Annotated in this window: 20 protein-coding genes and 1 riboswitch; of the genes, 12 read left to right on the top strand and 8 right to left on the bottom strand. The window is 72.3% G+C overall.

The features are described 5' to 3' along the window. Positions 1-20: 20 nt before the first annotated feature. Positions 21-1,010: an aldo/keto reductase gene (locus OG948_RS44680; RefSeq protein WP_331773510.1), complete on the bottom strand. Its 990-nt coding sequence runs from the start codon at positions 1,008-1,010 to the stop codon at positions 21-23. Positions 1,011-1,511: 501 nt separating this feature from the next. Between OG948_RS44680 and OG948_RS44675 the strand changes: the two genes are divergently transcribed. The 4 genes from OG948_RS44675 to OG948_RS44660 all read left to right on the top strand — a co-directional run bounded on the left by OG948_RS44675 (position 1,512) and on the right by OG948_RS44660 (position 5,916). Next, positions 1,512-2,660 (top strand): hypothetical protein, encoded by a 1,149-nt coding sequence (locus OG948_RS44675; RefSeq protein ID WP_406300614.1) that lies wholly within the window; start codon positions 1,512-1,514, stop codon positions 2,658-2,660. Positions 2,661-2,763: 103 nt separating this feature from the next. Next, positions 2,764-3,258, top strand: coding sequence for a DUF1203 domain-containing protein (locus tag OG948_RS44670; protein WP_331770732.1), 495 nt, complete (start codon positions 2,764-2,766; stop codon positions 3,256-3,258). Positions 3,259-3,461: 203 nt separating this feature from the next. After that, complete coding sequence (locus tag OG948_RS44665; protein WP_331770731.1) at positions 3,462-4,100, top strand: hypothetical protein; 639 nt, start codon at positions 3,462-3,464, stop codon at positions 4,098-4,100. Between the two features lie 308 nt (positions 4,101-4,408). After that, a riboswitch (cyclic di-AMP (ydaO/yuaA leader) is annotated at positions 4,409-4,642 on the top strand. 32 nt (positions 4,643-4,674) lie between these two features. Beyond that, complete coding sequence (locus tag OG948_RS44660; protein WP_331773508.1) at positions 4,675-5,916, top strand: transglycosylase family protein; 1,242 nt, start codon at positions 4,675-4,677, stop codon at positions 5,914-5,916. A 154-nt stretch (positions 5,917-6,070) separates the two neighbouring features. On the opposite strand, the gene OG948_RS44655 is transcribed toward OG948_RS44660, so the two are convergent. Together OG948_RS44655 and OG948_RS44650 are read right to left on the bottom strand one after the other, a co-directional pair. Next, complete coding sequence (locus tag OG948_RS44655; protein WP_331770730.1) at positions 6,071-7,135, bottom strand: glycerophosphodiester phosphodiesterase family protein; 1,065 nt, start codon at positions 7,133-7,135, stop codon at positions 6,071-6,073. A 308-nt stretch (positions 7,136-7,443) separates the two neighbouring features. Then, the gene (locus OG948_RS44650) at positions 7,444-7,926 is read right to left on the bottom strand and encodes a MarR family winged helix-turn-helix transcriptional regulator (protein WP_331770729.1); all 483 of its coding nucleotides are present in this window, start codon (positions 7,924-7,926) and stop codon (positions 7,444-7,446) included. Between the two features lie 102 nt (positions 7,927-8,028). On the opposite strand from OG948_RS44650, the gene OG948_RS44645 reads away from it, so the two are divergent. Further along, positions 8,029-10,284, top strand: a complete 2,256-nt coding sequence (locus OG948_RS44645) for an MMPL family transporter (RefSeq protein ID WP_331770728.1) — start codon at positions 8,029-8,031, stop codon at positions 10,282-10,284. Positions 10,285-10,392: 108 nt separating this feature from the next. On the opposite strand, the gene OG948_RS44640 is transcribed toward OG948_RS44645, so the two are convergent. After that, positions 10,393-11,862, bottom strand: coding sequence for a hypothetical protein (locus tag OG948_RS44640; RefSeq protein WP_406300613.1), 1,470 nt, complete (start codon positions 11,860-11,862; stop codon positions 10,393-10,395). 218 nt (positions 11,863-12,080) lie between these two features. On the opposite strand from OG948_RS44640, the gene OG948_RS44635 reads away from it, so the two are divergent. Continuing rightward, entirely contained in the window at positions 12,081-13,094 is a 1,014-nt protein-coding gene (locus OG948_RS44635; RefSeq protein ID WP_331770726.1) for a hypothetical protein, read from the top strand. Between the two features lie 113 nt (positions 13,095-13,207). Here the strand turns inward: OG948_RS44635 and OG948_RS44630 are convergent, their stop codons facing one another. After that, complete coding sequence (locus OG948_RS44630) at positions 13,208-13,852, bottom strand: Type 1 glutamine amidotransferase-like domain-containing protein (RefSeq protein WP_406300612.1); 645 nt, start codon at positions 13,850-13,852, stop codon at positions 13,208-13,210. 276 nt (positions 13,853-14,128) lie between these two features. Between OG948_RS44630 and OG948_RS44625 the strand changes: the two genes are divergently transcribed. The 3 genes from OG948_RS44625 to OG948_RS44615 all read left to right on the top strand — a co-directional run bounded on the left by OG948_RS44625 (position 14,129) and on the right by OG948_RS44615 (position 16,908). Next, complete coding sequence (locus tag OG948_RS44625; protein WP_331770724.1) at positions 14,129-14,974, top strand: polysaccharide deacetylase family protein; 846 nt, start codon at positions 14,129-14,131, stop codon at positions 14,972-14,974. Beyond that, on the top strand, positions 14,974-16,197 hold the full coding sequence (locus OG948_RS44620) for a YncE family protein (protein ID WP_331770723.1): 1,224 nt from the start codon (positions 14,974-14,976) through the stop codon (positions 16,195-16,197). The genes OG948_RS44625 and OG948_RS44620 overlap by 1 nt, the downstream gene beginning before the upstream one ends. Before the next feature lie 252 nt (positions 16,198-16,449). Beyond that, the gene (locus OG948_RS44615) at positions 16,450-16,908 is read left to right on the top strand and encodes a TetR/AcrR family transcriptional regulator C-terminal domain-containing protein (RefSeq protein WP_406300611.1); all 459 of its coding nucleotides are present in this window, start codon (positions 16,450-16,452) and stop codon (positions 16,906-16,908) included. Between the two features lie 255 nt (positions 16,909-17,163). On the opposite strand, the gene OG948_RS44610 is transcribed toward OG948_RS44615, so the two are convergent. The 3 genes from OG948_RS44610 to OG948_RS44600 form a co-directional block, all read right to left on the bottom strand. After that, the gene (locus OG948_RS44610; protein ID WP_331770720.1) at positions 17,164-18,336 is read right to left on the bottom strand and encodes a (Fe-S)-binding protein; all 1,173 of its coding nucleotides are present in this window, start codon (positions 18,334-18,336) and stop codon (positions 17,164-17,166) included. Next, complete coding sequence (locus OG948_RS44605; protein WP_331770719.1) at positions 18,333-19,718, bottom strand: FAD-linked oxidase C-terminal domain-containing protein; 1,386 nt, start codon at positions 19,716-19,718, stop codon at positions 18,333-18,335. Before OG948_RS44605 ends, OG948_RS44610 begins: the two co-directional genes overlap by 4 nt. Before the next feature lie 69 nt (positions 19,719-19,787). Continuing rightward, the gene (locus tag OG948_RS44600; RefSeq protein ID WP_331770718.1) at positions 19,788-20,552 is read right to left on the bottom strand and encodes an SDR family oxidoreductase; all 765 of its coding nucleotides are present in this window, start codon (positions 20,550-20,552) and stop codon (positions 19,788-19,790) included. A gap of 115 nt (positions 20,553-20,667) precedes the next feature. Between OG948_RS44600 and OG948_RS44595 the strand changes: the two genes are divergently transcribed. The 3 genes from OG948_RS44595 to OG948_RS44585 all read left to right on the top strand — a co-directional run bounded on the left by OG948_RS44595 (position 20,668) and on the right by OG948_RS44585 (position 23,444). Beyond that, entirely contained in the window at positions 20,668-21,441 is a 774-nt protein-coding gene (locus tag OG948_RS44595; RefSeq protein ID WP_331770717.1) for an IclR family transcriptional regulator, read from the top strand. Positions 21,442-21,696: 255 nt separating this feature from the next. Then, entirely contained in the window at positions 21,697-22,548 is an 852-nt protein-coding gene (locus tag OG948_RS44590; protein WP_331770716.1) for a fumarylacetoacetate hydrolase family protein, read from the top strand. Next, on the top strand, positions 22,545-23,444 hold the full coding sequence (locus OG948_RS44585) for an SMP-30/gluconolactonase/LRE family protein (protein ID WP_331770715.1): 900 nt from the start codon (positions 22,545-22,547) through the stop codon (positions 23,442-23,444). Before OG948_RS44590 ends, OG948_RS44585 begins: the two co-directional genes overlap by 4 nt. Positions 23,445-23,506 lie beyond the last annotated feature (62 nt).

Here is a 23,506-nt window from a genome sequence, read left to right as displayed (position 1 = left end):
CCCGGTCGGCGAACGGCCCTCTACCAGGCGAAAGACTCCGGCGCGGGTCCCGGGCCGGGGAAGATCCGGTCCAGTTCGGCGAGCGTCTCCGGGCTCAACTCGACGCTCGTCGCCCGCAGCGCCGAGTCCAATTGGTCTCGCGTGCGCGGGCCCACGATCGGGCCGGTCACCCCGGGGCGGGTGAGCAGCCAGGCCAGTGCGACCTCCCCCGGCGGCGTACCGATCTTGGCGCACAGCTCCTCGTACGCCTGGATCTGCTCGCGCCGCTCGGCCACCTCGCCCGCCGCACGGTCCCCGGCGGAGCGGTGTCGACCGCCCGCGCGCTCCTTCTCCAGCACCCCGCCCAGTACGCCGCCGTGCAGTGGCGACCACGGGATGACCCCGAGGCCGTAGGCCTGTGCCGCCGGCAGCACCTCGGCCTCGGCGGCCCGCTGGGCCAGGTTGTACAGGCACTGCTCGCTGACCAGACCCAGCGAGGATCGGCGGGCCGCCGCCTCCTGGGCCTGCGCGATGTGCCAGCCGGCGAAGTTCGACGACCCGACGTAGAGCACCTTGCCCTGCGCGACCAGCAGGTCCATCGCCTGCCAGATCTCCTCCCACGGGACCCGGCGATCGATGTGGTGCATCTGGTAGACGTCGATGTGGTCGGTGCCCAGGCGACGCAGGCTGTCCTCGCAGGCCCGGCGGATGTGCCGGGCGCTGAGCCCGCCCGAGTTGGGCCAGTCGCCCCAACTGCCGTAGACCTTCGTGGCCAGCACGACCCGTTCGCGCCGGTCGCCCCCGGCCAGCCAGCGGCCGACGAGTTCCTCGGTGTCCCCCCGGGCGCCGGCGCCGGTCAGTTGGGAGCGCCCGTACACGTTCGCGGTGTCGAACAGGTTGATGCCCGCGTCGAGCGCGGCGTCCATGATCTCGCCACTGTCGCGTTCGTCGGTGGCGGGCCCGAAGTTCATCGTGCCGAGCACGATGCGACCCACGGTCAGGCCGGTGCGGCCCAGTTCGGCGTACGGCATGGCGGAGGTGGAAGAGGTCATGTCCTTGTCGCTGCCCGGCCCGAGCAGGCCGGAACCCATGGGATTCGCCACGCGCTCCGACGGCCGTCGAAGCGATCGGTCCCCGTCGGCGCCTCGCCGCAGGCCGGCGGTACGGGAGGGACCGGGTCCGGCCTGGGTCGGGTCCGCCACCGGCACCGCGTCCCGGGTGCGCCGCACCGTGAGCGGGGCGTGGCGGCGGATCACCCGGTGCCCAGGGAAGGCGTCGCCGGCGGGTTGGAACGGTTCCGCGCCCGAACGCGTCCGTAGCAGGGGGAGTCGACGCAGATCTCCCGGGCCGCGACTCGGGCCGCCGACCCGGGCATCCGTCCGCGGTCATGCGCGGCCCGTCGGCCACGACCGAGCGGTTCGCCGGCCCCGACCCGGGCCCGAGAACCACGACACAGGGGGAAGATCCGTATCGCCATCGCCGAACCGGGGCGGATTGCCGAGGAGAGCACCGCGCCAGGCCCGGACGAGCCCGTGGAGGTCGGCGCACACGCCGCGGCGGAGGGCGGGGTCGGCGACGCCGGGCGCGACGCTCCCGCGGCGGAGCCCGATGCCCCCTCGCCGCCGCGTGGGGGCCGACTGCGGCGACGGTGGCGGTCGTGGAGTCGCCGGCGGCGGATCACCGTGATCCTGCTGATCCTGGTGAGCCTGCCGCTGCTGCCGGTGGGCGCGGCCGCGCTCGCGCTGCGGCTGGAGTACGCGGGCGATCCGTCGGACCAGGCCCGCACCCGCGGCCGGGACGCGATCTGGCTCGGCCACGCGTGGGTGGACGGCCGCAAGGGAGCGGCCGAACTGGCCACACTGGCACAGCGGTTGCGGGGGACCGGGATCCACGACCTGTACGTGCACGCCGGGCCCCTGGAACACGACGGCACGCTGCCGCCCTCGGCCCACCCCGGGGCGCGGCAACTGGTGGACGCGGTCCACCGCGAACTGCCCGGCGTACGGGTGCAGGCCTGGCTCGGCGACATCGTCTCGCACGGCGGGCCCGGGCTGCGGCTGGAGCGCCCGCCGGTGCGCGCGGCGATCACCGCGTCGGCCGCGCAGATCCTGGACGCCGGCTTCGAGGGCGTGCACCTCGACCTGGAACCGGTGTGGTCCGGGAACGAGGACTTCCTGAACCTGCTCACCGCCACCCACGCGCTGACCCGTGCGCGCGGCGCCCCGCTGTCGGTCGCCGCCGCGCAGATCGATCCGCTGCCGTCCCTGCACAGCGTCTTCCAGGCGCTGCGCGACCACCCCAAGTGGTGGTCGCAGCGCTACTTCGGCCAGGTCGCGCGGCGGGTCGACCAGATCGCGGTGATGTCCTACGACACCGCGATGCCGCTGGAGTCGCTGTACGGCGGCTACGTCGCGCAGCAGACCGAACTCGCCCTGGAGGCGACACCGGCCGGGGTCGACCTGCTGATGGGCCTGCCCGCCTACTACGCGAACAGTTGGGGCCATCGCGGCTCGGCCGAGACGGTCGCGGCGGCGGTGCGCGGCGTACGCCTGGGCCTGACCAGACACGACCCGCGCCGACCCGACTTCGGCGTCGCGCTGTACGTCGACTTCGCCGCGACCGACACGGACTGGGCGTCCTACCGCCGGGATTGGTGCCGTCTCGACGATCGAGCCGGGTGAGCCGGGTGAGCCGGGTGAGTCGGGTGAGTCGGGTGAGTCGGGTGCCGAACGAGGTGTCCGATTGCCGCCGGCACCGGGTCCCGGCCGCGTCCACGCTGGAGGCATGACCACCACCGCGGACACCCGCACCTTCGTCGTCCGAGCGATCCCCGCCGAGCTCCTCGCCTCGGTCCGGGCCACCGGCCTGGACGTCTCCGGCCATCCGGTCGAATCGCACACGGCCGGCGGCGGCGAACCGTTGCGCTGCTGCCTGCGCGACGCCGAGCCGGGCGAGCGGCTCATGCTGTTCGGCTACGAACCGCCGCTCCCGGCGAGCCCGTACCGCGAGATCGGCCCGGTCTTCGCGCACGCCCACGCCTGCCCCGGCCCGAGCACCGACGCCTACCCGCCCCAGTGGCGGTCCCGACCCCAGGTCTTCCGCGCCTACGACGCCCGGGGACGGATCCACCCCACCTCACGCGTCCACGACACCGACAATCCCGAGCCCGCCCTCGCCGAGATCCTCGCCGACCCCGAGGTGACCGAGATCCACTGCCGCAACATCACCTACGGCTGCTACATGTCCACCATCGTCCGCCCGTCCACCCCCGACCACTGATCCCACGACCGGACCTCCGCCGGCGCCCGCGCCCGGCGCCGCCGGGGGTCCGCCCGCGCGCGAGCGCCCGGCGCGGCGCGTCGACCGGGGCCGGCGACACCGTCGCGCCGGCCCCGGCCACGCCCGGGACGATCACCGTGTCGGGCCGGATTCCGCATCGGCCCGCGGGCGGGCGGCTCCGAGCCGATGGCTACCGTACGCGGATGGACAACGCAGTCGTGCGGAGCCCGTCGGCCCAGGTCGCGGCGCACACCGCCGCGCCCGATTCGGGCCGCGTCCGGGGCGCCGCCCAGGTGGTCACCGACGTCCTCCAGCCGCGCAACACCATCCTGGCCGGACTGTCCGGTTTCGGTGCGCTCGTCACCCACTCGTGGGCCGGCGCCGGGTGGGGTCTGTTCGCGGCACTGTGCGCGGGCATCGTTCCGGCCGGGTACATCGAGTGGGAGCGTCGCCGCGGTACCTGGGGCGACCGGCACGTGGTGGACCGCCGGCAGCGTCCGCGCATCTTCGCGGTGATCCTGGCCTCGATCGGTATCGGTGCGGCGGTCATGCTCGGCGCCGGCGCGCCGTCCCGGCTGGTGTTCGCGATGTTCGCGCTGTGGGGCATGACGGTGGTGCTGCTGGTGGTGAACGCGGCGTGGAAGATCAGCGTCGACTGCGCGGTCGTGTCCGGCATCGTCGCGTTGCTCGCCGTCGCGGGCGGACCGTGGTGGTCGACCGGTTGTCTCGCGGTCGGCGTCGTGTGCTGGTCGCGTGTGGCACTGCGTCACCACACCCTCGCGCAAGCCGTGGCGGGTGCGCTCTTGGGCGCCGCCACCGGGGCATCTCTGGCTTTCGGCTGACCGATAGCGGTACATATCGGACCATCCTCCACCGTCCCTATGGCGCACGTCACATGGCGGGCACCGATGGTCAGGAGTTCGTACGCACCGTGAACCGTCTTTCCGCGATTCCTGCCCTGAGTAACCGAGTTGTCCACGGTGCGTCATCGATTCGGGCACAATGCGTACGCTCCTCGGGACTTTAGGTCCCGATATTCCCCCCTTACGACCCGATTCTTCGGTTTCGGCGAAACATGATGTTTGGATCCGAGTCGGGGGTGTGCGTAGCTTGGTGCTTCGCCACACCGGTCCGGTGCTCGGCGAAATGGTCTCCCGGTTCGCCGAATCCTGCCGCCGGAGCGAGGCCACGGTACGAAACCCGAAAGGCAGGAGCGGGGGAACCAAGTGGAATGCCGTCCCGGGCGTCCGTGACACGGACGCCCATCACGACGGCTTGGGGTGAAGCCGTGCCCGTCCCTTCCTCAGGAGGGCCGAACACGGCCGGGCGAGACTCTCCAGCCCGAATCCGACAGCTCACTTCGTAGGCGTGGGAGAAGGAAAAATCTTCGTGCAGTCGTTCATCACCCCTGCCCGCATGCCCAAGAAGACGCGTCTCGCGCTGACCCTCGGCATGGCCGGCGCGATCGTCGCCGCCCCGCTGGTCACCGGTCTCGCCTCCGCCAACGCCGCCTCCGTCTCCACCTGGGACAAGGTCGCCATGCTCGAGAGCTCGGGCAACTGGCACATCAACACCGGCAACGGTTTCTACGGTGGTCTGCAGTTCACCATCAGCACCTGGAACGAGTTCGGCGGTCAGCAGTACGCCCCGCGTGCCGACCTGGCCACCAAGGACCAGCAGATCGCCATCGCCGAGAAGGTGCTCGCCGTACAGGGTCCCGGCGCCTGGCCGAACACCTCCGGCCCGGCGGGCCTGACCAAGGGCAGCGCCGCTCCGGCCGTCTCGCCCGGCACCAAGTCCACGGTCAAGGTCACCCCGAAGGCCACCGAGCAGCCGGCCGAGTCCGCTCCGGCGACCGCTCCGGCCCCGAAGATCGAGGTCGTCCCGGCGGCCGCGTCGAAGTCCGCGTCGACCACCACCTCGTACGCCGTGGTCAAGGGCGACACGCTCTCCAAGATCGCCGCCGACAAGGACGTCGAGGGCGGCTGGCACAAGCTGTACGCCGACAACCGCTCGGTGATCGGTGGCAACCCGAACGTCATCCAGATCGGTCAGAAGCTCTCGCTCTCGGGTAAGGCCTCGGCCTCGACCGAGTCCGCCGGCACCAAGACCGAGACCGCTCCGGCCGCGCCGAAGACCGAGACCAAGGCCACGGCGTCCGTGAAGGTCGCGCCGAAGGTCGAGGTCAAGGAGAAGGCCCCGGTCGTGGCCAAGGAGTCCTCGGCCAAGGCCGAGTCCACCACGGCCAACGCGTCCGGTTACGTCGCTCCCGTGAAGGGCAGCCTGGGCACCGCGTTCGGCACCGGCGGCAAGCTGTGGTCCAGCGGCAGCCACACCGGCCAGGACTTCGTGGCCGCCACCGGCACCTCGGTGAAGGCGATCACCTCGGGCACCGTGGTCAAGGCCGGCAACGGCGGCGCCTACGGCAACGAGATCGTGATCAAGCACGCGGACGGCAAGTACTCGCAGTACGCCCACCTGTCCAGCATCGGCGTGCGCGTCGGCGCCACGGTGAGCACCGGTCAGCAGATCGGCCTCTCCGGCGCGACCGGCAACGTGACCGGCCCGCACCTGCACTTCGAGATCCGCACCACGCCGAACTACGGCAGTGGCATCAACCCGGTCACCTACCTGCGCGCGCACGGCGTCAACCTCTGAGCCGAGCGTCATCAGGCGGTAACCACACCGCGCTAGCCACAACAACGCGGTAGCCGTACCAAGGGCCGGGCCCGTCGACCGAGTGTCGACGGGCCCGGCCCTTTTCGGCGTCCCCACCCCTGCGGACGCCGAAGTCCCCGGCGGATCGCGCCGATCAGCCGCGCGCCGGGTAGCGCTTGGGCAGCGGCAGCCCACGTGCGGCCATCAACTCCCGCAGCCGGTCAGGGTAGTCGGTGATCAGGCCGTCCACGCCGTCGTCCATCAGCTTGGCCATGGTCGCCGGGTCGTCGACGGTCCACGGCACCACCTTGATGCCCGCCGCGTGTGCCCGGGTGACCATGTCGCGGGTCACGTAGGGACGGTAGTTCGGGTCGGTGACCTTGCCGTCCTGCGGGAAGCCGTGCACGGGCGAGAACGTGCCGGCGCCGAGCGAGGCGATCGCGCGCAGCGGATCGCCGCCGAAGTCGTCGATGTCCAGGCCGCCCAGCCAGGGCGAGGCGCCGGGCTTGCCGACCTGGAGGAAGTCGTAGTTGGTCAACGCGACCAGCGGCAGACGCGGTTCGACCTGTCGCATGCGCTGGAGCGCGCCCCAGTCGAAGCTCTGCACGGTGACCTGGCGCGACAGCCCGGCCCGGCGCACCTCGCGCGCCACGATCTGCACGAACTGCTCGCGCGGCGCGGTCTCCTGCGGCGCGCCGGCCTCGACCTTGGTCTCCACGTTGAGCTTCACGCCGTGCGCGTGCCGGCGGTTGACCAGGTCGAACACCTCGGTGAGCAACGGCATTCGGGCGCCGGGCGAGGTGGTCTGCGCGGGGAAGCCGGGGAACTGCCGCGACCCGCAGTCCAGCGTGCGGACCTGCGCCAGGCTGAGCGTGTTGACGTACTTGCCGACGTACGGGAACTCCGGGTCGCCGGCGCGTACCGGCTTGGTGTCGGCGCATTTGCGCCCGTCGACCTTGCGGTCGTGGGTGACCACGGCCCGGCCGTCCTCGGTGATCTGGACGTCCAGTTCGAGCGTGGACACCCCCAGGTCCAGGCCCTTGGAGAAGGACGCGAGCGTGCTCTCCACGGTCAGCCCGAGACCGCCTCGGTGCGCCTGGAGGTCGAAGGACTTGCGGTGGTGGCCACCGTGACGATCCGCGGCGGCGGCCACTCCCGGGGCGGCGACAACGGCGGCCCCGGCCAGGATCGCGGCCGTGACGGTCTTCCATCCGGACATGGACGTCTCCCTCTCGCTCCGGTCGACGGCGATCGACCGTCGACGCCCACACCCTGGCCCGCGCGAAGTGATGTGCGGGGAGTCGGATCATGGCGGTCGGGCGAAGAAGAGACGAAGAAGCGGCGAAGTACTCCGGCGCGAGCGCGAATCCGGGCCCGAGCCGGGATCGAATCCGGGCCCGGTCTCGAAGCCGGACCGGGCCCGAGCTCGCATCCGGACCGCCCGGGCTCGCATCCGAACCCGGGCTCGAGTGGAACCGCAGTCGCCCGGCGGGCGCCTCGATCCGGGCGCCGCGCCGAAGCGGCCGTTCAGCAGTTCGCGTCGGTCCCGTCGTCGGACCACCCGGGACGATGCGCGGCGAGCAGACGGCCGGACGCGTCGTGCACGATCTGCCGGTCCTCCGCCGAGACGGCGGCGAAGAAGGTGTCCTCGGCCTCGCTCAGCAACCGGGTGCTCTCCGCGACCAGTTCGCGTCCGGAGGCAGTGACCTGGATGACGTGCCGCCGTCGGTCGTGCGGGTTGCGCCGACGCTCGGCGAAGCCGCGCTCCTCCAGGTCGTCGAGCACGCCGACCAGGACGTTGGGGTCGATCCCGAGCAGTCGGCTGACGTCCTGCTGGGACAACGTCTCGTAGGTCAGCAGGGTCTCCAGCACATGCACGTGCTTGGTCTTGACGCCCAGCGAGGCAAGCGTCTGATCGGCGAGCGCCAACAGGAGATCGGCCAGCTTGACCAGCCGGTACCCGGTCCGTGCTCCCATCGGCGGCCGCCCGGTGTTGGGTCGGTCCGTCATGTCCACATGTTAGCGGTCCGCGAACATATGTCATCTAGACGAAAGGCTTTGCATATCGTATGTTCCACATACGATCCATCGACTCTACGGAAGGGTTCGGCGATGTTCGCTGCCCTGGCCCGCCTGACCACCGCCCGGCCCCGGCTCCTGTTGATCACGGCCCTGTTCCTGCTGATCGGCGCCGGACTGCTCGGCCGAGGCGTCGGCGACCACCTGCTCGGCGGTGGCGCTGTCGACCCGAACTCGGCCTCGGCCCGCGCCGCGACCGCCCTCGACCGCGACTTCCCCGGCAGCCGCCCCAACCTGGTCCTCCTGGTCGGCGCCGACCGCCCCCTCGACGCACCCGAAGTCGCGCTCCAGGCAAAGGAGTTGACCGATCGCCTCGGCGCCGAACCCGATGTCGCCGGGATGGTCTCCTACTGGAACGGCGGTGCACCGACCCTGCGCACCGCCGACGGTCGACACGGACTCGTCCTGGCCCACATCCGGGGCGAGGAGACCGCCGCCTCCGACACGTTCGAACGTCTGGCGGCCGACTACCGAGGTACCCGAGGCGCGCTGAAGGTCGAACTCGGCGGCAGCGTCGCGGTGCGCCACGACATGCAGAAGACCATCTCCGATGACCTGGTCCGCGCCGAACTGATCGCCCTGCCGATCACCCTGCTGATCCTGATCCTGGTCTTCGGCAGCCTGGTCGCGGCGCTGCTGCCGCTGGGCGTCGGCATCCTGGCCATGGTCGGCACCAACGCGGTGCTGCGCATGGTCTCCTCGGTCACCGACGTCTCGGTGTTCGCGCAGAACCTGACCACCGTGCTGGGCCTGGGCCTGGCTGTCGACTACGGCCTGTTCGTGGTCCGCCGCTACCGCGAGGAACTCGCCGCCGGCGCCCCGCCGATCCGGGCCGTGACGGTGATGTTGAACACCGCCGGGCGCACCGTGGTCTTCTCCGCACTCACCCTCGCCGTCTCCCTGGCCGCGATGCTCGTCTTCCCGCAGTACTTCCTGCGCTCGTTCGCGTACGCCGGCATCCCGGTCGTGCTGCTCGCCGCGTTCGGTGCGCTGGTGATCCTGCCCGCCGCGCTGGTCCTGCTCGGCGACCGGGTGGACAGGGGCGACCTGCGCGTGCCGCTGCGCCGACTCGCCGGCCGGACGCGGCCCGTGCGCCCGGCCGTGCCGCACGCGCAGCCGGAGAGCCGCTGGTATCGCATCTCCCAGGCGATCATGCGCCGGGCGCCGATCGTCGCCGTCCTCACCACCGGCGTCCTGGTCGCGCTCGGACTACCTTTCCTGGGCGTGCAGTTCGGCACCGGCGACGATCGCCAGCTGCCGAAGTCGGCCGAATCCCGGCAGGTCCAACAGGTGATCCGGGACCAGGTGGACGGACGCCCCACCGGCGCGATCGAGATCGTGGTGGGCGCGGCGCGGCAACCGGACGGCACCGCCGACTACAGCGCACGACTGTCCGCGATCGACGGTGTGGCCCGCGTGGTCGGGCCCGCCGGCACCTTCGAGCGCGGTGCCCGCAGCGCGGCCCCGGGCCCGGCCGAGGCCGGTCGGCGAGCCGCCGGCAGCGCGTACATCTCGGTGGTGCCCGCCGTCGAGGACCTCTCCGCCGCCGGTCAGGATCTGGTGCGCGAGGTCCGGGCCGTGCCCGCGCCCGGGCCGGCCCTGGTCGGCGGACAGACCGCCGAGGTGGTCGACGCCAAGCACGCGATCGGCAGCCGACTGTGGCTCGCCGGCGGCCTGATCCTGCTCACCACGTTCGTCCTGGTCTTCCTGCTCACCGGCAGCGTGGTGCTGCCGATCCTGGCGATCGTGTTCGCCGCGCTGAGCCTGACCGCGATGTTCGGCGCGGTGGTGTGGGTGATCCAGGACGGCCACCTGTCCGGCCTGCTCGACTTCACCCCGACCGGGTCGATCGAGACCGCGCTGCCGGTGCTGATGTTCTGCATCGCGTTCGGCCTGTCCATGGACTACGGCGTGTTCCTGATCTCCCGGATCAAGGAGGAGCACGACCGCACCGGCGACCACCGGGGCGCGGTCGCCACCGGACTGGCGCGCACCGGCGGCATCATCACCGCCGCGGCGTGTGTCCTGGCGGTGGTGATGTTCGCGATCGGCACCTCGCGGGTGACCAACACGATGATGCTCGGCGGTGGACTCGCGCTGGCCGTCCTGGTCGACGCGTTCGTGGTGCGCAGCCTGCTCGCGCCGGCGGTGTTGGCCCTCACCGGTCGGGCCACCTGGTGGGCGCCCGGGCCGCTGCGCCGGCTGCACGATCGCTTCGGCCTCTCCGAGGGCGGGCCGGTCGAGCCGCCGACCGTGCCGGAGCCGCGCGTGTCGGTGCCCACACCCTGAACGGACCGGGCGCCGGGCGAGGCCGATTCCGGCCCGCCCGGCGCCCGATTTCCGACCGCGGCTTGAGAACACCCCATCAAGCCCGGTCGGTGCCCGATGCCGACCGGCTCATCGGCGGTACAGCACCGCCTCCGGCGCCGCCGCGGTCAACGTGACCGGCTTTTCGGGACGGACCGGCATTGCCCGCCCGGGTCGGTCGTCCTCGCCCAGCAGGAACGCCCGATTGACCCCGTTCACCGTGACCGTGGTGCCCGGGTCGACACCCGCCACCGTTCGGATCGCCACCACCTCGACGATGTCCGACGCCCGCGTCCCGTGCGGGAGTCGTACCGTGGTCGCCGCCGGATCGTCGCGCTGCAACGACCAGTCCACCCGCCCGCGGTCCGAGCGGTACAGGGTCGGGTCGCCCTTGATCCGCACACCGAGCGCCACACCGGCCCAGCCGGCCGCGCCGGGCGGCGGCGCCGAGGTGGTCTTGCGGACCACCGCGTACAGGTAGTCCCGGGGGTCGGCGATCAGCGTCGTGGTGTCCGCCGGCGGGTCGGCGACGACCCGGCCCTCGCGACGCACCTCGTCGGTCATCACCGGGTACACCCACGGGTGCCGGTCCACCATCTCCTCGCGTGCGGTCTTCTTCGGGTCGACCAGCCGCTCGACCGCCGCCGGCGCGAACCGCATCGGGTTGTCGACGACGTCGCACAGGTTGTTGTTCAGCGTGCACGTCTGCAACAGCGGGTGGCCGTCCTCGTAGCGGCCGGCGAACAACTTCGTGCCGTGGTCGGGCGACTGGAAGTACGCGGTGCCCGGCACCGCCTTGCCCCGGCCGTCCACCTCGACCCGGTAGGCCCATTCGATGTCGGTGGTGCGGCCCCAGCGGGCCATCAGCGCCGGCGTCGAGGTGCCGCCGTCCTCGTTGCTCCACACGATCGTGTAGGTCAGCACGCGGTTCCCGGCGGTCGCCGCCGGGGCCTCCTGGTACCAGGCCAACACCGGCGTGTCGGAGATCGCGTTCTGGAACGGGCCGGTCGCCCCGCCGGGTACACCCGGGATGCCGCGGCCGTACAACACGGGCGCGTTCGCGGCCACGGCGTGCTCGCGGTCCGTCGTGGCGATGGTCTCGGTGCGCAGCCGGGAGACCCGCACCACCGATCCGGCCGGCGACGAGCGATCGGCCGCATAGCTCAGCGTCAGCTTGTGCCGGCCCTTGCGCAGCGCGCCGAGGGCGAAACTGCGCTCGGTGGGCGTGGCGCCGAAGACCACCACGTCACCGGCGGGCCGCCCGTCGACGAGCAGTCGCAGCACCGCCGACTCCTTGCCCGGCGTACCCCAGTCGAGGCCCGGTGCCGCGACGGTGAGCGTCACCAGGGCCTCGCCGTCGCGTCCGGTGCGGAACGGCACCACCACCGGGCGGCCGTCGCGGTGCACCCCGAAGGTGCCGTGCGCGCCCGCCGATCGGTCCGCCTCGGCGGCCTGTGCGGACGGGACCGGGCCGACCAGCGCGGCCGAGGCGGCGAGTACGGCGGCACCGATCACGGATCGGCGCAGGCCATGGGTACGAGAACCAGCGAACACGAGCATCCCCCGAAGCACATCGGTGAGGCTGACCCGTCCACCGTGGTCGGCCGGCGGTGCGCGGGCCAACCCCCGGGCGGGCAAATTCCACCAACCGTCACCGCCGGGCCGACGTCCCGACATGCCCCGGCCACGCAATCGGTGCGACGGCACGCCCCGGTCGCGGCGCGCCCGGTGTCCGATTCGTTCAAGACCGAGCACGCTCGGCGGCCTAGCGTCGAGTCATGGAGTGGATCACCCAAGACATGCTCGAGCGGGCCGAACGTTTCCTGTGGACGTCGGGACGGGTGCTGGAACAACGCCGTTTCGCATACCTGTTCGGCACGAAGGACGGCAGGGCCGAGCACGACAGGGCCGGGGACGACAGAGCGAGGGACCGCACGGGCGCCGGGCGCGGGAGAGGTACGGCGGACGACGAACGGGCCGGAGTGCTCGCCGCGTTGTACGCCTACCGGAGCCCCGACGGCGGCTTCGCGTACGGCTTGGAACCGGACGTGCGCGGTCCCCTTCCGCAACCGGCCACGCTGCGCACCGCGATGCCGATCCTGGCCGAGACCGGCGCGCTGCGCAGCGCCGAGACGGCCCGACTCTGCGACTGGCTCGCGAGCGTGGCGACCGCGGCGGGCGGGGTGGCGCCGGCTTTCGCCGGCCTGCGCGACTATCCGCACCCGCCGTGGCTGGTGGTGCCGGACCCGCCGATCGCGGGCCTGATCCCGACCGGCTGGATCGTCGGGGCGCTGCTTCGTGCCGGCGTCGAGCACCCGTGGCTCCCGAGCGCGACGCAGTTCTGCCGGACCGCCGTCGAGGCTCTGGCCACTACCCATCCCTACGAGGTGGAGGCGGCCGTCACCTTCCTCGACGGCACGCCGGATCGAGCGTGGGCCCGGCACCAGGCCGCGCGGCTGGGCGAACTGGTTCGGGAGCAGCGGCTCGTGCTGCTCGACCCGGCCCATCCGGAACAGGTCCGGCTCGCGCCGGGCTACGCGGTCGGCGAGTATCACCTGCCGCACGACTTCGCGCCGTACCCGGACAGCCTGGCCCGGGACTGGTTCACCGATGCCGAACTGCGGGTCGGCCTGCGGGCGCTGGTCGAAACTCAGGAGGAAGACGGCGGTTGGCCGTTGCGCTGGGCCGAGTGGTCGCCCACCGTTCGGGGTCAGGCCCGGCCGGGCCTGACCATCGCGGCCCTGACCATCCTGCGGGCCTATGGGGAGGCGGTGCCGCCCAGGGCGGACTGAGCGCATGTCGGACCGAGCACACGTTTGACCGAGCGCTCGCCGGGAGCGCATGGGCGGCCGAGCGCACCTACACCCGGCGCTCGTCCGGATCGGCGCCGGCCTCGAGTCCCGGCTCAGCAGACCGTGGCCCGCGCCCCGTCGATCAGCAGGGCCTGTCCGTCGCGCAGCGTGCGGTGCGGCACGCCGTGGGCACGATAGTCGGCCACGACGGCCGCGAGCAGTTCCGCCTCCGGGTGGCCGGGCGAGTCGATGTGCGGCACGACGGCATGGTCGAGGACGGCCAACCCGTCCCAGGGGGCGGGTTCCCCGTACAGCGCGGTGACCGCGTCCGCGTCGTCGCACCGTTCGAGGCCGCGCAGGCTCGGTGCGAGCACACACGCGCCGGCGCTGTACCCGGCGTAGACCAGTGCGTCGCGGCGCAGCAGATCGACGAGGACGCGGTCCGCGCCGCTGCGGGCGAGTGCGTGGCGCAGCACGAACACGTTGCCGCCGCGTACCCAGACCGCCGCGAAGTCGGCGAGCACGGCGGCGACTTCGGGGTGCGGGCGGTCGAAGAACGTGCGCAGGTCGAGTTCGCTCGGCCGCAGTCCCAGGGCGCGGAGGCCGGCGATTTCCTGGTCGACGCCGGCCGCGCGGACGCCGGCCGGCCGGTCGTCGGTCGCGTTGGCGATCACCGCGATCCGAGCGCCCGCCGGCGGGTCGAGCAACGCGAGCAGGCGGTCGGGGTGTTCGCCGAACCGGAACGAGGAGAGATACATCCGCATCATCGGACCCTAATACCGCGATCGGAAACCGGGTCCGCCGGGCGGTACTCGAGACGGTGTGCCGGTCGACACGGGAGCACTCCGGCGGTCGCGGGACTGCTCCATCGGGGTGGCGCACGCGATGCGGTGTTCACCCGCGCGAGTCGATCGGCATGCGACCCCTGTCCTCGGCAATCGCCGGGAATCACACAACGAACCCGACACGACACGCAACGTGGCCGAACGTACACATACCGCTCTCGCGTGGTCGCAGCCCGTAAGGTCGCCGGCGTGACGCCTCTGGATCGCCGAAGCATGCTTCGCCGGCTCGCCCGGGCCGCCGCGCTGGGCGCTGCCGCCGGCGCGGCGGCGAGCGCGTGCGGCGACGGGTCCCCCCGCGCGTCGACACCCGCGTCCGCTCCGGCGTCCACGGCGGCCGGCGGCGGCAACACCCCGACGCCCGCTGCCGTTTCCGGTGCCCCGAGTGCCGCCGCCACCGGCGGAGCGGTCCGGGAGCCGCCGCCGCTGTCCGCCGGTCTGCCGTTCCAGATCGGCTCGGGTCCGCCGGATCGACCCCGGGTGGCGCTGACCTTCCACGGGCAGGGCAGTCCGGAGATCGCCGACTCGCTGCTCGGCCTGATGGAGGCGGCCGGGGCGCGTGGCACGGTGCTCGCGGTGGGCTCCTGGCTCGACGAACAGCCGCGGATGGCCCAGCGCGTGCTGACCGGCGGCCACGAACTGGGCAACCACACCATGCACCACGGCGACATCTCGTCGATGTCCGCCGATCGCACCTACGCGGAGATCGCCGACTGCGCCGACCGGCTCAACCGGCTCACCGGCTCGATCGGGCGCTGGTTCCGGCCCTCCCAGGCCAAGGACTGCACCCCCACCGTCGTCGCCCAGGCCCGCCGCGTGGGATACGCGCACTGCCTGGGCTACGACCTGGACTCACTCGACTTCACCGATCCCGGCGCCGCCACCGTCACCCGCACCGTGCTGAACGAGGTTCGGCCGGGCTCGGTGGTCAGCCTGCACTTCGGACACCCGGGCACCGTAGCCGCGATGCCCGCAATCCTCGACGGCCTACGGACCCGCGGACTGCGGGCGGTCACGATGTCGGAGCTCGTCACCTGATGACCACTCATCCTTTCCCCTCCCGCCGCCGCCCCGGCCGGACCTCGCTGTTCCTGGCGGGCTGTTGCCTGGTGGCGTCCGCCGCGTGCGGGTCCGCCACGAACGACGCGGCGAAACCCGAACCGGTCACGTCCTCGATCGCCCCCGTCGACCCCGCTCCCGCTCCCGCCGTACCGGTGGCGGAGACCGCGAACCTGCTGCCCGGCATGCCGCCGCCGCTGGACCCGAAGGACCTGTACGCGGCCGACCGCCCCGGCATGTTCGCGGACGTGGTCAAGGACTTCCCGTCCCGGGTGTACGTACCCAACACCGAGTCGAACACGGTCAGCGTGATCGACCCGACCACCTACAAGGTGATCGAGACGATCAAGGTCGGCCACCAGCCGCAACACGTGGTGCCCTCCTGGGACCTGAAGACCCTGTGGGTGAACAACGACCTGGGCGACACGCTGACTCCGCTGGACCCGGCCACCGGCAAGGTCGGCACGCCGGTTCCGGTGGAGGACCCGTACAACCTCTACTTCACGCCGGACGGGAAGTACGCGGTCGTGATGGCCTCGATGGACCGCCAGGTGGTCTTCCGCGACGCGCACACGATGGCCGTGGTCAAGGCCATCCCCAGCGAGTGCGCGGGGGTCAACCACGCGGACTTCTCGCCCGACGGCAAGTACTTCATCGTCTCCTGCGAGTTTTCCGGCGAACTGCTCAAGATCGACACCGCCGAGATGAAGCTGCTGGCCAAACAGAAGATCCCGATGTCCGGTGCGATGCCCCAGGACGTCAAGATCTCCCCGGACGGCCGCACCTGGTACATCGCCGACATGATGGCCGACGGCCTGTGGGTGCTCGACGGCGACACCTTCGGCAAGCCGACCAGGCTGCGCACCGGCAAGGGCGCGCACGGGCTGTACCCGAGCCGCGATTCCAAGAGCCTGTACATCTCCAACCGCGGCGAGGGCTCGATCTCGGTGCTCGACTTCGCCACCGGCGCGTTGATCGCCAAGTGGCACCTGCCCGGCGGCGGCAGCCCGGACATGGGCGGCGTCTCCGCGGACGGCAAGGTGTTGTGGCTCAGCGGGCGCTACGACGCCGAGGTGTACGCGATCGACACCACCGACGGCCATCTGCTCGCCCGCGTGCCCGTCGGCGTCGGCCCGCACGGGCTGTGTGTCTACCCGCAACCGGGCCGCTACTCGCTCGGCCACACCGGCGTCTTCCGCTGACCGAGGACGCGGTGCCGCGGTGGGACGGGCGGCGGGGGTGCGACTCCCCGCCGCCCGCTCATTGCCGTTTCGGGTGAGCCGGGCGGCCCGGCGCTCCGCGAGATCCGGGCCGCCCGGTCCGAGGCCGTTCAGGACGGGCGGGCGTCCCGGGGCGAGCGCGTGTCGATCAGTACGGCCGCCACCGCGGCGGCGCCGAGCATGATGCCCGTGGCCACGAGCAGGGCCACGCCGAACCCGTGCACGGTGCCCGCCGTGATCGTCTCCGGCCCGCCTTCGTGGGTGCGCAGATACCTCGCGGTGACGCTGGTGGCGCTGGACTGGCGGGCGACCATGTTGCGGCATCCGTGGTCGGCCGCGCTCCTGCAGCGACCCACCCTGGGCCCGAACGTGCTCGCCCGCATGGAGTTCCTCCAGGCGGCCCTGGTCCGAGCGGACTTCACCGGCCGCAGGCTGAACTCGGCGACCTGGGCGCTGTACAACCACCTCATGGGCGCGACGGTGGCCCGAGCCGGCTTCGCGTTGTCCGTCGAGGACCGCGAGGCCGCCCAGCGGCAACTGCACGACCTGAGCGACCGGTACCCGACGCTCAGCGCGAACGACTACATGCTCCAGGACGACTGGGACGCCACCTTCACCAGCGGCCTGGCCTACGTCCTCGACGGCATCACGGCATCTTCCGACGCCGCGTCGGACGCGCCCTCCGCGACCTGAGGTGTGACGCGCGTCCCGGCGGCGAGGGCCGGGACGCGCGGCAGGCGGCCCCGGCGTGTCCGTCGTCGTGGTCGACGCACGCAGCGCCGCGGCCCGGGGACGCGTCCCCGGGCCGCGCAGGTCCGACCGCGTCGCGCTCGGGTGTCGCCCGCGCCTGCCGAGCGCGGCGGGGCCCGGGCCGGGCACGGCGCACGCGGCTCCCCCCGTGTGGAGTCGCATGCGCCGAACTCGCCCCGGGCCCCGCGGCTTTCCGGCTCAGATCGGTCCCGCACTCCGGTCGTCGACGCGGAACTCGGTGAGGAACTCGGCGAGATGGAGCGCGCGCACCCGCGACTTGCGGCGGCGCAGGCCGGTGCGGAGTTGGCGCAGGCAGCCGGGATTGACCGCGACCACGACGTCGGCGCCGGTCGCCTCGATCGCGGCCAGCTTGCGGTCCAGGATCCGGCGGGACTCGGCAGGTCGCAGCAGGGCGTACGTGCCGGCCGCGCCGCAACATTCGGCGGCACTCGGGGTTTCCACGAAGTCGGCCACCCGGGAAAGGAGTTCGCGCGGTTCCCGCCATACGCCCAGACCGTTGCGCAGGTGGCACGAGTCCTGGAGGGTGACCTTGATCCGACGCCCGGAGGGCCCGCCCTCGGTGAGCGTGGCCGGGTCGATCGCCTCGGAGAGTTCGGTGACCCGGTCCCGGCCGAGTACGTCGGCCAGGTGTGCGGCGCAACCACCGGAGGTGGTGACGATCCGGCCGGGCAGTCGTTCGCCCAGCCGGCGGGCGAGTGCGCGGCCCTTGTGCAGCTCGCCGTTGTGCGCGTGCAGCGCACCGCAGCAGCCCTGGCCGTCGGGGACCGCGAGGCCGGGCAGCAGGGTGCGCGCGGCGCGGGCCACCTTCGGGAACAGGGCCCGCTCGAAGCAGCCGAGCATGAGCGAGGCGCCGGCGCCGGTACTCGTGCCCGGACGCGTGGTCGTGCCGCCGTCGAGACCGGGAACCGGCGGGTCGGTGGTCACGATGCGGGCCGGCGTCGTCGGCTTCGATCGTCCGGGCCCTCGGCCCGACGGCAGTACGAACCGCCCCCATCCCATCGCCCGTACCACCGCCGGCATGCTCACCACGACCGTCAGCAGTCGGGCCAACGGCGGTCGACGCCGGCCGCGCCACTGGTGTTCGCGCCACTGTTCCAGCAGTGAGCCGTACGGCACGCCCGCCGGGCAGACCGGTTCGCAGGCCCGGCAGCCCAGACAGGCCGAGGACTGTTCGAGCAGGGTCGGGTCGTCGGCGTCCAGCCGACCGGTCTCCAGCGCCCGCATCAGGTTGATCCGGCCGCGCGGCGAGGACGCCTCGTCGCCGGTCTCGGCGTAGGTCGGGCACGCGGGCAGGCAGAAGCCGCAGGAGATGCAGCGGGAGAGTTCCTCGGGATCGAACACACCGGTCATGAGCCGAGCTTTCCGGGATTGAGGATGTGGGCGGGATCGAAGGCGGTCTTGATCCGGCGCAGCAGATCCGTCTGGGCATCGCCCAGTTGGGCCCGCAGGTGAGGCAACTTGGCGGCGCCGACGCCGTGTTCGCCGGTGATCGTGCCGCCCAGCTCGATCGCGGTGCGGAAGATGTCGTCGAACGCGGCGTGGGCGCGTTGGATCGACTCGGTGTCGTTCGGGTCGGCCACCACACAGGTCGGGTGCAGGTTGCCGTCGCCGGCGTGGCCGAAGGTGGCGATGGTGATCGTGTGCCGGTCCGCGATGGCGTCGATCCGGTCGACCATCTCGGCGATCCGGGGGCGGGGCACGGTGGCGTCCTCCAGGATGGTGAGCGAGCCGAGCCGGGACAACGCGGGCAGTGAACAGCGGCGCGCGGTGAGCAGCGCCTCGGCGCCGGCCACGTCCTCGGCCAGGGTCCACTCGGTGGCGCCGACCCGGTCGCACAGTTCGGCCATCCGGGCCAGGTCGCGGCGTACCGCGTCCGGCGCGCCGTCGTCGCCGAACAGCAGCAGCGCGCCCGCGTCCCGGCGCAGCCCCAGGTGGGCGAAGTCCTCGACCGCGCCGATGCAGCGCCGGTCCAGGAATTCCAGGGTCGCCGGGACGATGCCGGCGGAGAGGATGTCGGCGACCGCGCGGCCCGCGTGTGCCAGGTCGGGGAAGTAGGCGATGCCGGTGCCCGTGTCGGCGGGCGCGGGCAGCAGCGCCATGGTGATCTCGGTGATCACCGCGAGGGTGCCCTCCGAGCCGGTGAGCAGCCGGGTCAGGTCGTAGCCGGCCACGTCCTTCCAGAGCCGTCCGCCGGTGCGGATCACCTCGCCGGTGGGCAGCACCGCCTCCAGGCCCAGCACGTAGTTGCGGGTCACCCCGTACTTGAGCCCGCGCAGCCCGCCCGCGCAGGTGGCCACGTTGCCGCCGACGGTGGAGACCGTGCGGCTGCCCGGGTCGGGTGGGAACAGCAGGGCGTGCTCGGCGACCGCGCTCGCCAGCGCGGCCGTGGTGACGCCGGGTTCGACCACGGCGAGCAGTTCGGCGGGGCTGATCTCGCGGATCCGGTTCATCCGGGTGGTGACCAGGACGATGCCGCCGTCCAGGGCGACGGTGGCCGCGCACAGGTTGGAGCCCGCGCCCCGGGGGACGACCGGGACGCGGTGGTCGGTCGCCAGGCGCAGTACGGCGGCCACCTCGGCGGTGTCGGCGGGAAAGACCACGGCGTCCGGGAGCCGGTCGAACAGCGGCGTGGCGTCGCGCGCGTAGGGCACGAGATCACCGGCGGCGTGCCGGACGTGTTCGGCGCCGACGATCTCGCCCAAGCGGTCGATCAGGTCCGTGGACAGGGGCATACGACGTGCTCTCCCTCGGGTGCGGCAGGTGGATCCGGCAGGCGGTCGGCCGGCGGGGGCCGATTCCCGTCACATGACCGCGAGTTGGCCGCCGTCGACGACCAGTTCCGCGCCGTGCACGAAGGCCGCGTCGTCGGAGGCGAGGAACGCGTACGCGGCGGCGACCTCCTCGGCCAGGCCCGCGCGCCCCAGCGGGATCCGGTTCGCGATGTAGTCGCTCTCGAAGTCGCCATCGCTCATCGCGCCGGCGATCGAGGCGTTCAGTGGTGTACGGATGTATCCCGGGCACAGTGTGTTCACCCGGATCCCGTGCCGACCCAGTTCCACCGCCATGGTCTTGCCGAGCAGGAGGACACCTCCCTTGGAGGCGTTGTAGTGCGCGTAGTCCTCCTCGCCCGCGATCCCGTTCGTGGACGACATGTTGACGATCACCCCGCCGCCGCGGTCGACCATGTGCCGGCCGACGGCCTGGGCGACCAGGAACATGCCGCGCAGGTTGACCGCGAGCATGCGGTCGAAGTGCTCGGGGGTGATCTCCAGGAAGGGTTCGCGCCACGCGATCCCGGCGTTGTTCGCGAGCACGTCGATGCCGCCGAGGGCGTCGACGGCGGCGGTGACCAGGGCGCTCACGTCCGGCTCGTGGCTGACGTCGAAGGCCTGACCGGTGATGTCGCCGAATGGGTGAAGCGCGGTGACGGCCGCCTGGACCTCGGCGGGGTCCAAGCCGCTGACGAAGACGCGACAACCCTCGTCCAGGAAGCGCCGGGCGGCCGCGAGGCCGATCCCGCTGCTGCCGCCGCTGACCAGTACCCGCTTACCGATGAGTCCGCGCATCGCTTCTCCTCCGTGGGCTCCGATGAGCCGGGACGGTATCAGCGTTACGCGATACGGTCTATCATTCCATCAGACGGAACGCCATCCCATTATCGCCTCGTCCCTAGGGGGGACCTTGACCGGCAACAGCGATTCGCCCGTGATCAGCGTGGATCGAGCACTGCGGATCCTGATGCGTATGGGGGAAATGCCCCGAGGCATCACGTTGGAGGAGCTCGCGGGGGATCTGGACGTGCCCAAGAGCACGCTGCACCGCCTGCTCGGCGCGCTCAAGCACCGAGGTTTCGCCTCCCAGCCCGAGCTCAACGGCCCGTACTTCATCGGGAGCCAGTTGCTGGCGACCGCGTTCCGCTTCCACGACGACATAGATCTGCGCTCGATGGTGCATCCGCTGCTGGCGGACCTGCGCCGACTGATGGACGAGACGGTGCACGTGGCCATCCTGGACGCCGGTGAGGTGGTCTATCTGGACAAGGTCGAGGCGTCCGGGGCGATCAAGCTCTCGTCCGTGATCGGCGGCCGAAATCCCGCGCACAGTACGGGAGTCGGCAAGGCGTTGCTGGCCTGGACGTACCCGACCGACGAGGCGCTGCGGGCCTGGGCGACGCCGCGGCTGCCGCTGCGCGCGGCGACCCGGCACACGCTCACCTCGGTGCCCAAGCTGGCCGCCGAATTGGAGGAGGTGCGCGGCCGCGGGTACGCGACCGACCTGGAGGAGAACGAACTGGGCCTGCGGTGCGTGGCGGTGCCGCTGTTCCTGGGGCGGTCGGCGCCGGCGGCCGCGATCAGCGTGACCGGGCTGAAGTCGCGGATGACCTCGGCGCGGATGGCCGAGCTGGCCGAGGCGCTTCGCTCGCGCGTGGCGGAATGGGCCGGCGCCGCTGGCTAGGACGGCGTGCGGCCGAGTGTCCTCGAACGCCGGACGGCTGCGAATGTTCGACCCGGGCGTGTTTCGAAGTGCCCGAAAGCGACACGCAGTGTGATCCAACTTCCCTGCACGGTAAGCGAATTACCCGAGACCCCCGAACCGGAGAGTTGCCGGTTCGGGGGTCTCTTGACATCTTCGGCGGCCCGTTGTTTTACTCACCACGCCACTTGGAATTGCGTTCCGCTAGGCGGAACGACGAATGACGGGGGAGTGGGAATGAGACTGGCGACAGTCGAGTACGAGGGCCGGCCGATGGCCGTCGTCGAGCGGGACGGCGGGCTGTACCGACTCGACGGGCCCGGCGACGGCACGCTCGGCGCGCTGGTCGCGGCCGGTCCCGAGGCGCTGCGCGACGCGGCGCTCGGCGCGACGGAAGAGATCGAGGCCGGCCGGCGGCTGGCCCCGCTGCGGCCCGGGAAGATCGTCGCGATCGGGCTGAACTACCTGGACCACATCCGCGAGGCCGGGGTGCGACCGCCGGAGAGCCCACTGGTGTTCGCCAAGTTCCCCTCCAGCGTGATCGGCACGGGGGAGGCGATCGTGATCGACGCCGAACTGACCGGGAACGTCGACTGGGAGGTCGAGCTCGGCGTGGTGATCGGCCGCACGCTGCGGCACGCGGACAAGGACGAGGCGATGGCCGCCATCGCCGGCTACACCGTCGCCAACGACGTCTCGGCCCGCGACCTCCAGTTCGCCGACGGCCAATGGGTGCGCGGCAAGAGCCTGGACACCTTCTGCCCGCTCGGACCGGTTCTGGTCACCCCCGACGAAATCGCCGATCCGCAGGCGCTGGTGCTGCGCACCCGGGTCAACGGCGAGACGGTGCAGGACTCCTCGACCGCCGAGATGGTCTTCGGCGTCGCCGAGTTGTTGTCCTACTGCTCGCGGGCCTTCACCCTCGAACCCGGCGACCTGGTGCTCACCGGAACCCCGTGGGGGTGCGGCGCGTTCATGGACCCGCCGCGCCGGCTGGTGCCGGGTGACGTGCTGGAGACCGAGGTCGAGGGCATCGGGGTGCTGGTCAACCCGGTCGTCGACGCCGACGCGTCGCCGGGCCGCCGATGATCGTCGGCGGTTCCGTCCCCGGCGCGGGGGCGGGGCCGACCCTGCTGTCGCCGCCGGCCGCGGTGCTGGGCGAGAGCCCGTGCTGGGACCCGCACACCGCCCGCCTCCTGTGGGTGGACATCCCGGCGGGCCGGATCCACTACCTGGCGCCCGACACCGATCAGCACGGCTGGTACGACGTCGGCACACCGGTGAGCGCGGTGGTCCCGCGCGCGGCCGGCGGCTACGGCCTGGCGGTGCGCGAGGGGTTCGCCGTACTCGACCCGGACGGCACGGTGCGGGTGGTCGCCGAGGTGGAGGCCGACCGGCCGGGCAACCGGATGAACGACGGGGCCTGTGACGAGGCGGGCCGGTTCTTCGCCGGCACCAAGGCCGAGGACGACACCCCCGGCGCCGGCGCCCTCTACCGACTCGACCCGAGCGCCGACGCCGGCCACCGGCCCGAGCCGGTACGGGTGTTCGCCGACGTGACCAACTCCAACGGGATCGCCTGGAGCCCGGACGGGCGACTCGTCTACTACGTGGACACCGGGACCCGGCGGATCGACGTCTGCGACTACGACCCGAGGACCGGCACCGTCTCCGACCGCCGACCCTTCGCCGAGATCGGCGCCGAGGCCGGTTGGCCGGACGGACTGGCCGTGGACGCCGAGGGCGGCGTGTGGGTCGCCCTGTGGGAAGGCGGCGCGGTCCGCCGGTACACCCCCGACGGCCGACCGCACCGGACCCTGTACGTCCCGGCCCGCCGGGTCACGAACTGCGCGTTCGGAGGCGCCGACCTGGACGTGCTCTACGTGACCACCGCCGCGACCGACGACCGGGAACCGCTGGGCGGCCGGTTGTTCGCGTTCCGGACCGGGATCCGCGGTCTGCCCGCGCACCCCTACCGAGGCTGACCTCCCGTCGCGGGCGCACACCGCCGCGACCCACGAACGACACGACGCCCGCCCCAGGGCGA

Origin of the sequence: Embleya sp. NBC_00888 (assembly GCF_045207655.1) — a bacterium.
Classification (GTDB): Bacteria; Actinomycetota; Actinomycetes; order Streptomycetales; family Streptomycetaceae; genus Embleya.
This window is presented reverse-complemented; position numbering and strand designations above follow the sequence as displayed.

Excerpts from the sequence above, each read along its gene's own strand:
- OG948_RS44660 (WP_331773508.1), top strand. The coding sequence starts at position 4,675 with ATGCCCAAGAAGACGCGTCTCGCGCTGACCCTCGGCATGGCCGGCGCG.
- OG948_RS44680 (WP_331773510.1), bottom strand. The coding sequence starts at position 1,010 with ATGCCGTACGCCGAACTGGGCCGCACCGGCCTGACCGTGGGTCGCATC.
- OG948_RS44605 (WP_331770719.1), bottom strand. The coding sequence starts at position 19,718 with ATGCCCCTGTCCACGGACCTGATCGACCGCTTGGGCGAGATCGTCGGC.
- OG948_RS44590 (WP_331770716.1), top strand. The coding sequence starts at position 21,697 with ATGAGACTGGCGACAGTCGAGTACGAGGGCCGGCCGATGGCCGTCGTC.
- OG948_RS44640 (WP_406300613.1), bottom strand. The coding sequence starts at position 11,862 with ATGCTCGTGTTCGCTGGTTCTCGTACCCATGGCCTGCGCCGATCCGTG.
- OG948_RS44585 (WP_331770715.1), top strand. The coding sequence starts at position 22,545 with ATGATCGTCGGCGGTTCCGTCCCCGGCGCGGGGGCGGGGCCGACCCTG.
- OG948_RS44655 (WP_331770730.1), bottom strand. The coding sequence starts at position 7,135 with ATGTCCGGATGGAAGACCGTCACGGCCGCGATCCTGGCCGGGGCCGCC.
- OG948_RS44670 (WP_331770732.1), top strand. The coding sequence starts at position 2,764 with ATGACCACCACCGCGGACACCCGCACCTTCGTCGTCCGAGCGATCCCC.
- OG948_RS44600 (WP_331770718.1), bottom strand. The coding sequence starts at position 20,552 with ATGCGCGGACTCATCGGTAAGCGGGTACTGGTCAGCGGCGGCAGCAGC.
- OG948_RS44650 (WP_331770729.1), bottom strand. The coding sequence starts at position 7,926 with ATGACGGACCGACCCAACACCGGGCGGCCGCCGATGGGAGCACGGACC.
- OG948_RS44610 (WP_331770720.1), bottom strand. The coding sequence starts at position 18,336 with ATGACCGGTGTGTTCGATCCCGAGGAACTCTCCCGCTGCATCTCCTGC.
- OG948_RS44630 (WP_406300612.1), bottom strand. The coding sequence starts at position 13,852 with ATGTATCTCTCCTCGTTCCGGTTCGGCGAACACCCCGACCGCCTGCTC.
- OG948_RS44645 (WP_331770728.1), top strand. The coding sequence starts at position 8,029 with ATGTTCGCTGCCCTGGCCCGCCTGACCACCGCCCGGCCCCGGCTCCTG.
- OG948_RS44635 (WP_331770726.1), top strand. The coding sequence starts at position 12,081 with ATGGAGTGGATCACCCAAGACATGCTCGAGCGGGCCGAACGTTTCCTG.
- OG948_RS44620 (WP_331770723.1), top strand. The coding sequence starts at position 14,974 with ATGACCACTCATCCTTTCCCCTCCCGCCGCCGCCCCGGCCGGACCTCG.
- OG948_RS44665 (WP_331770731.1), top strand. The coding sequence starts at position 3,462 with ATGGACAACGCAGTCGTGCGGAGCCCGTCGGCCCAGGTCGCGGCGCAC.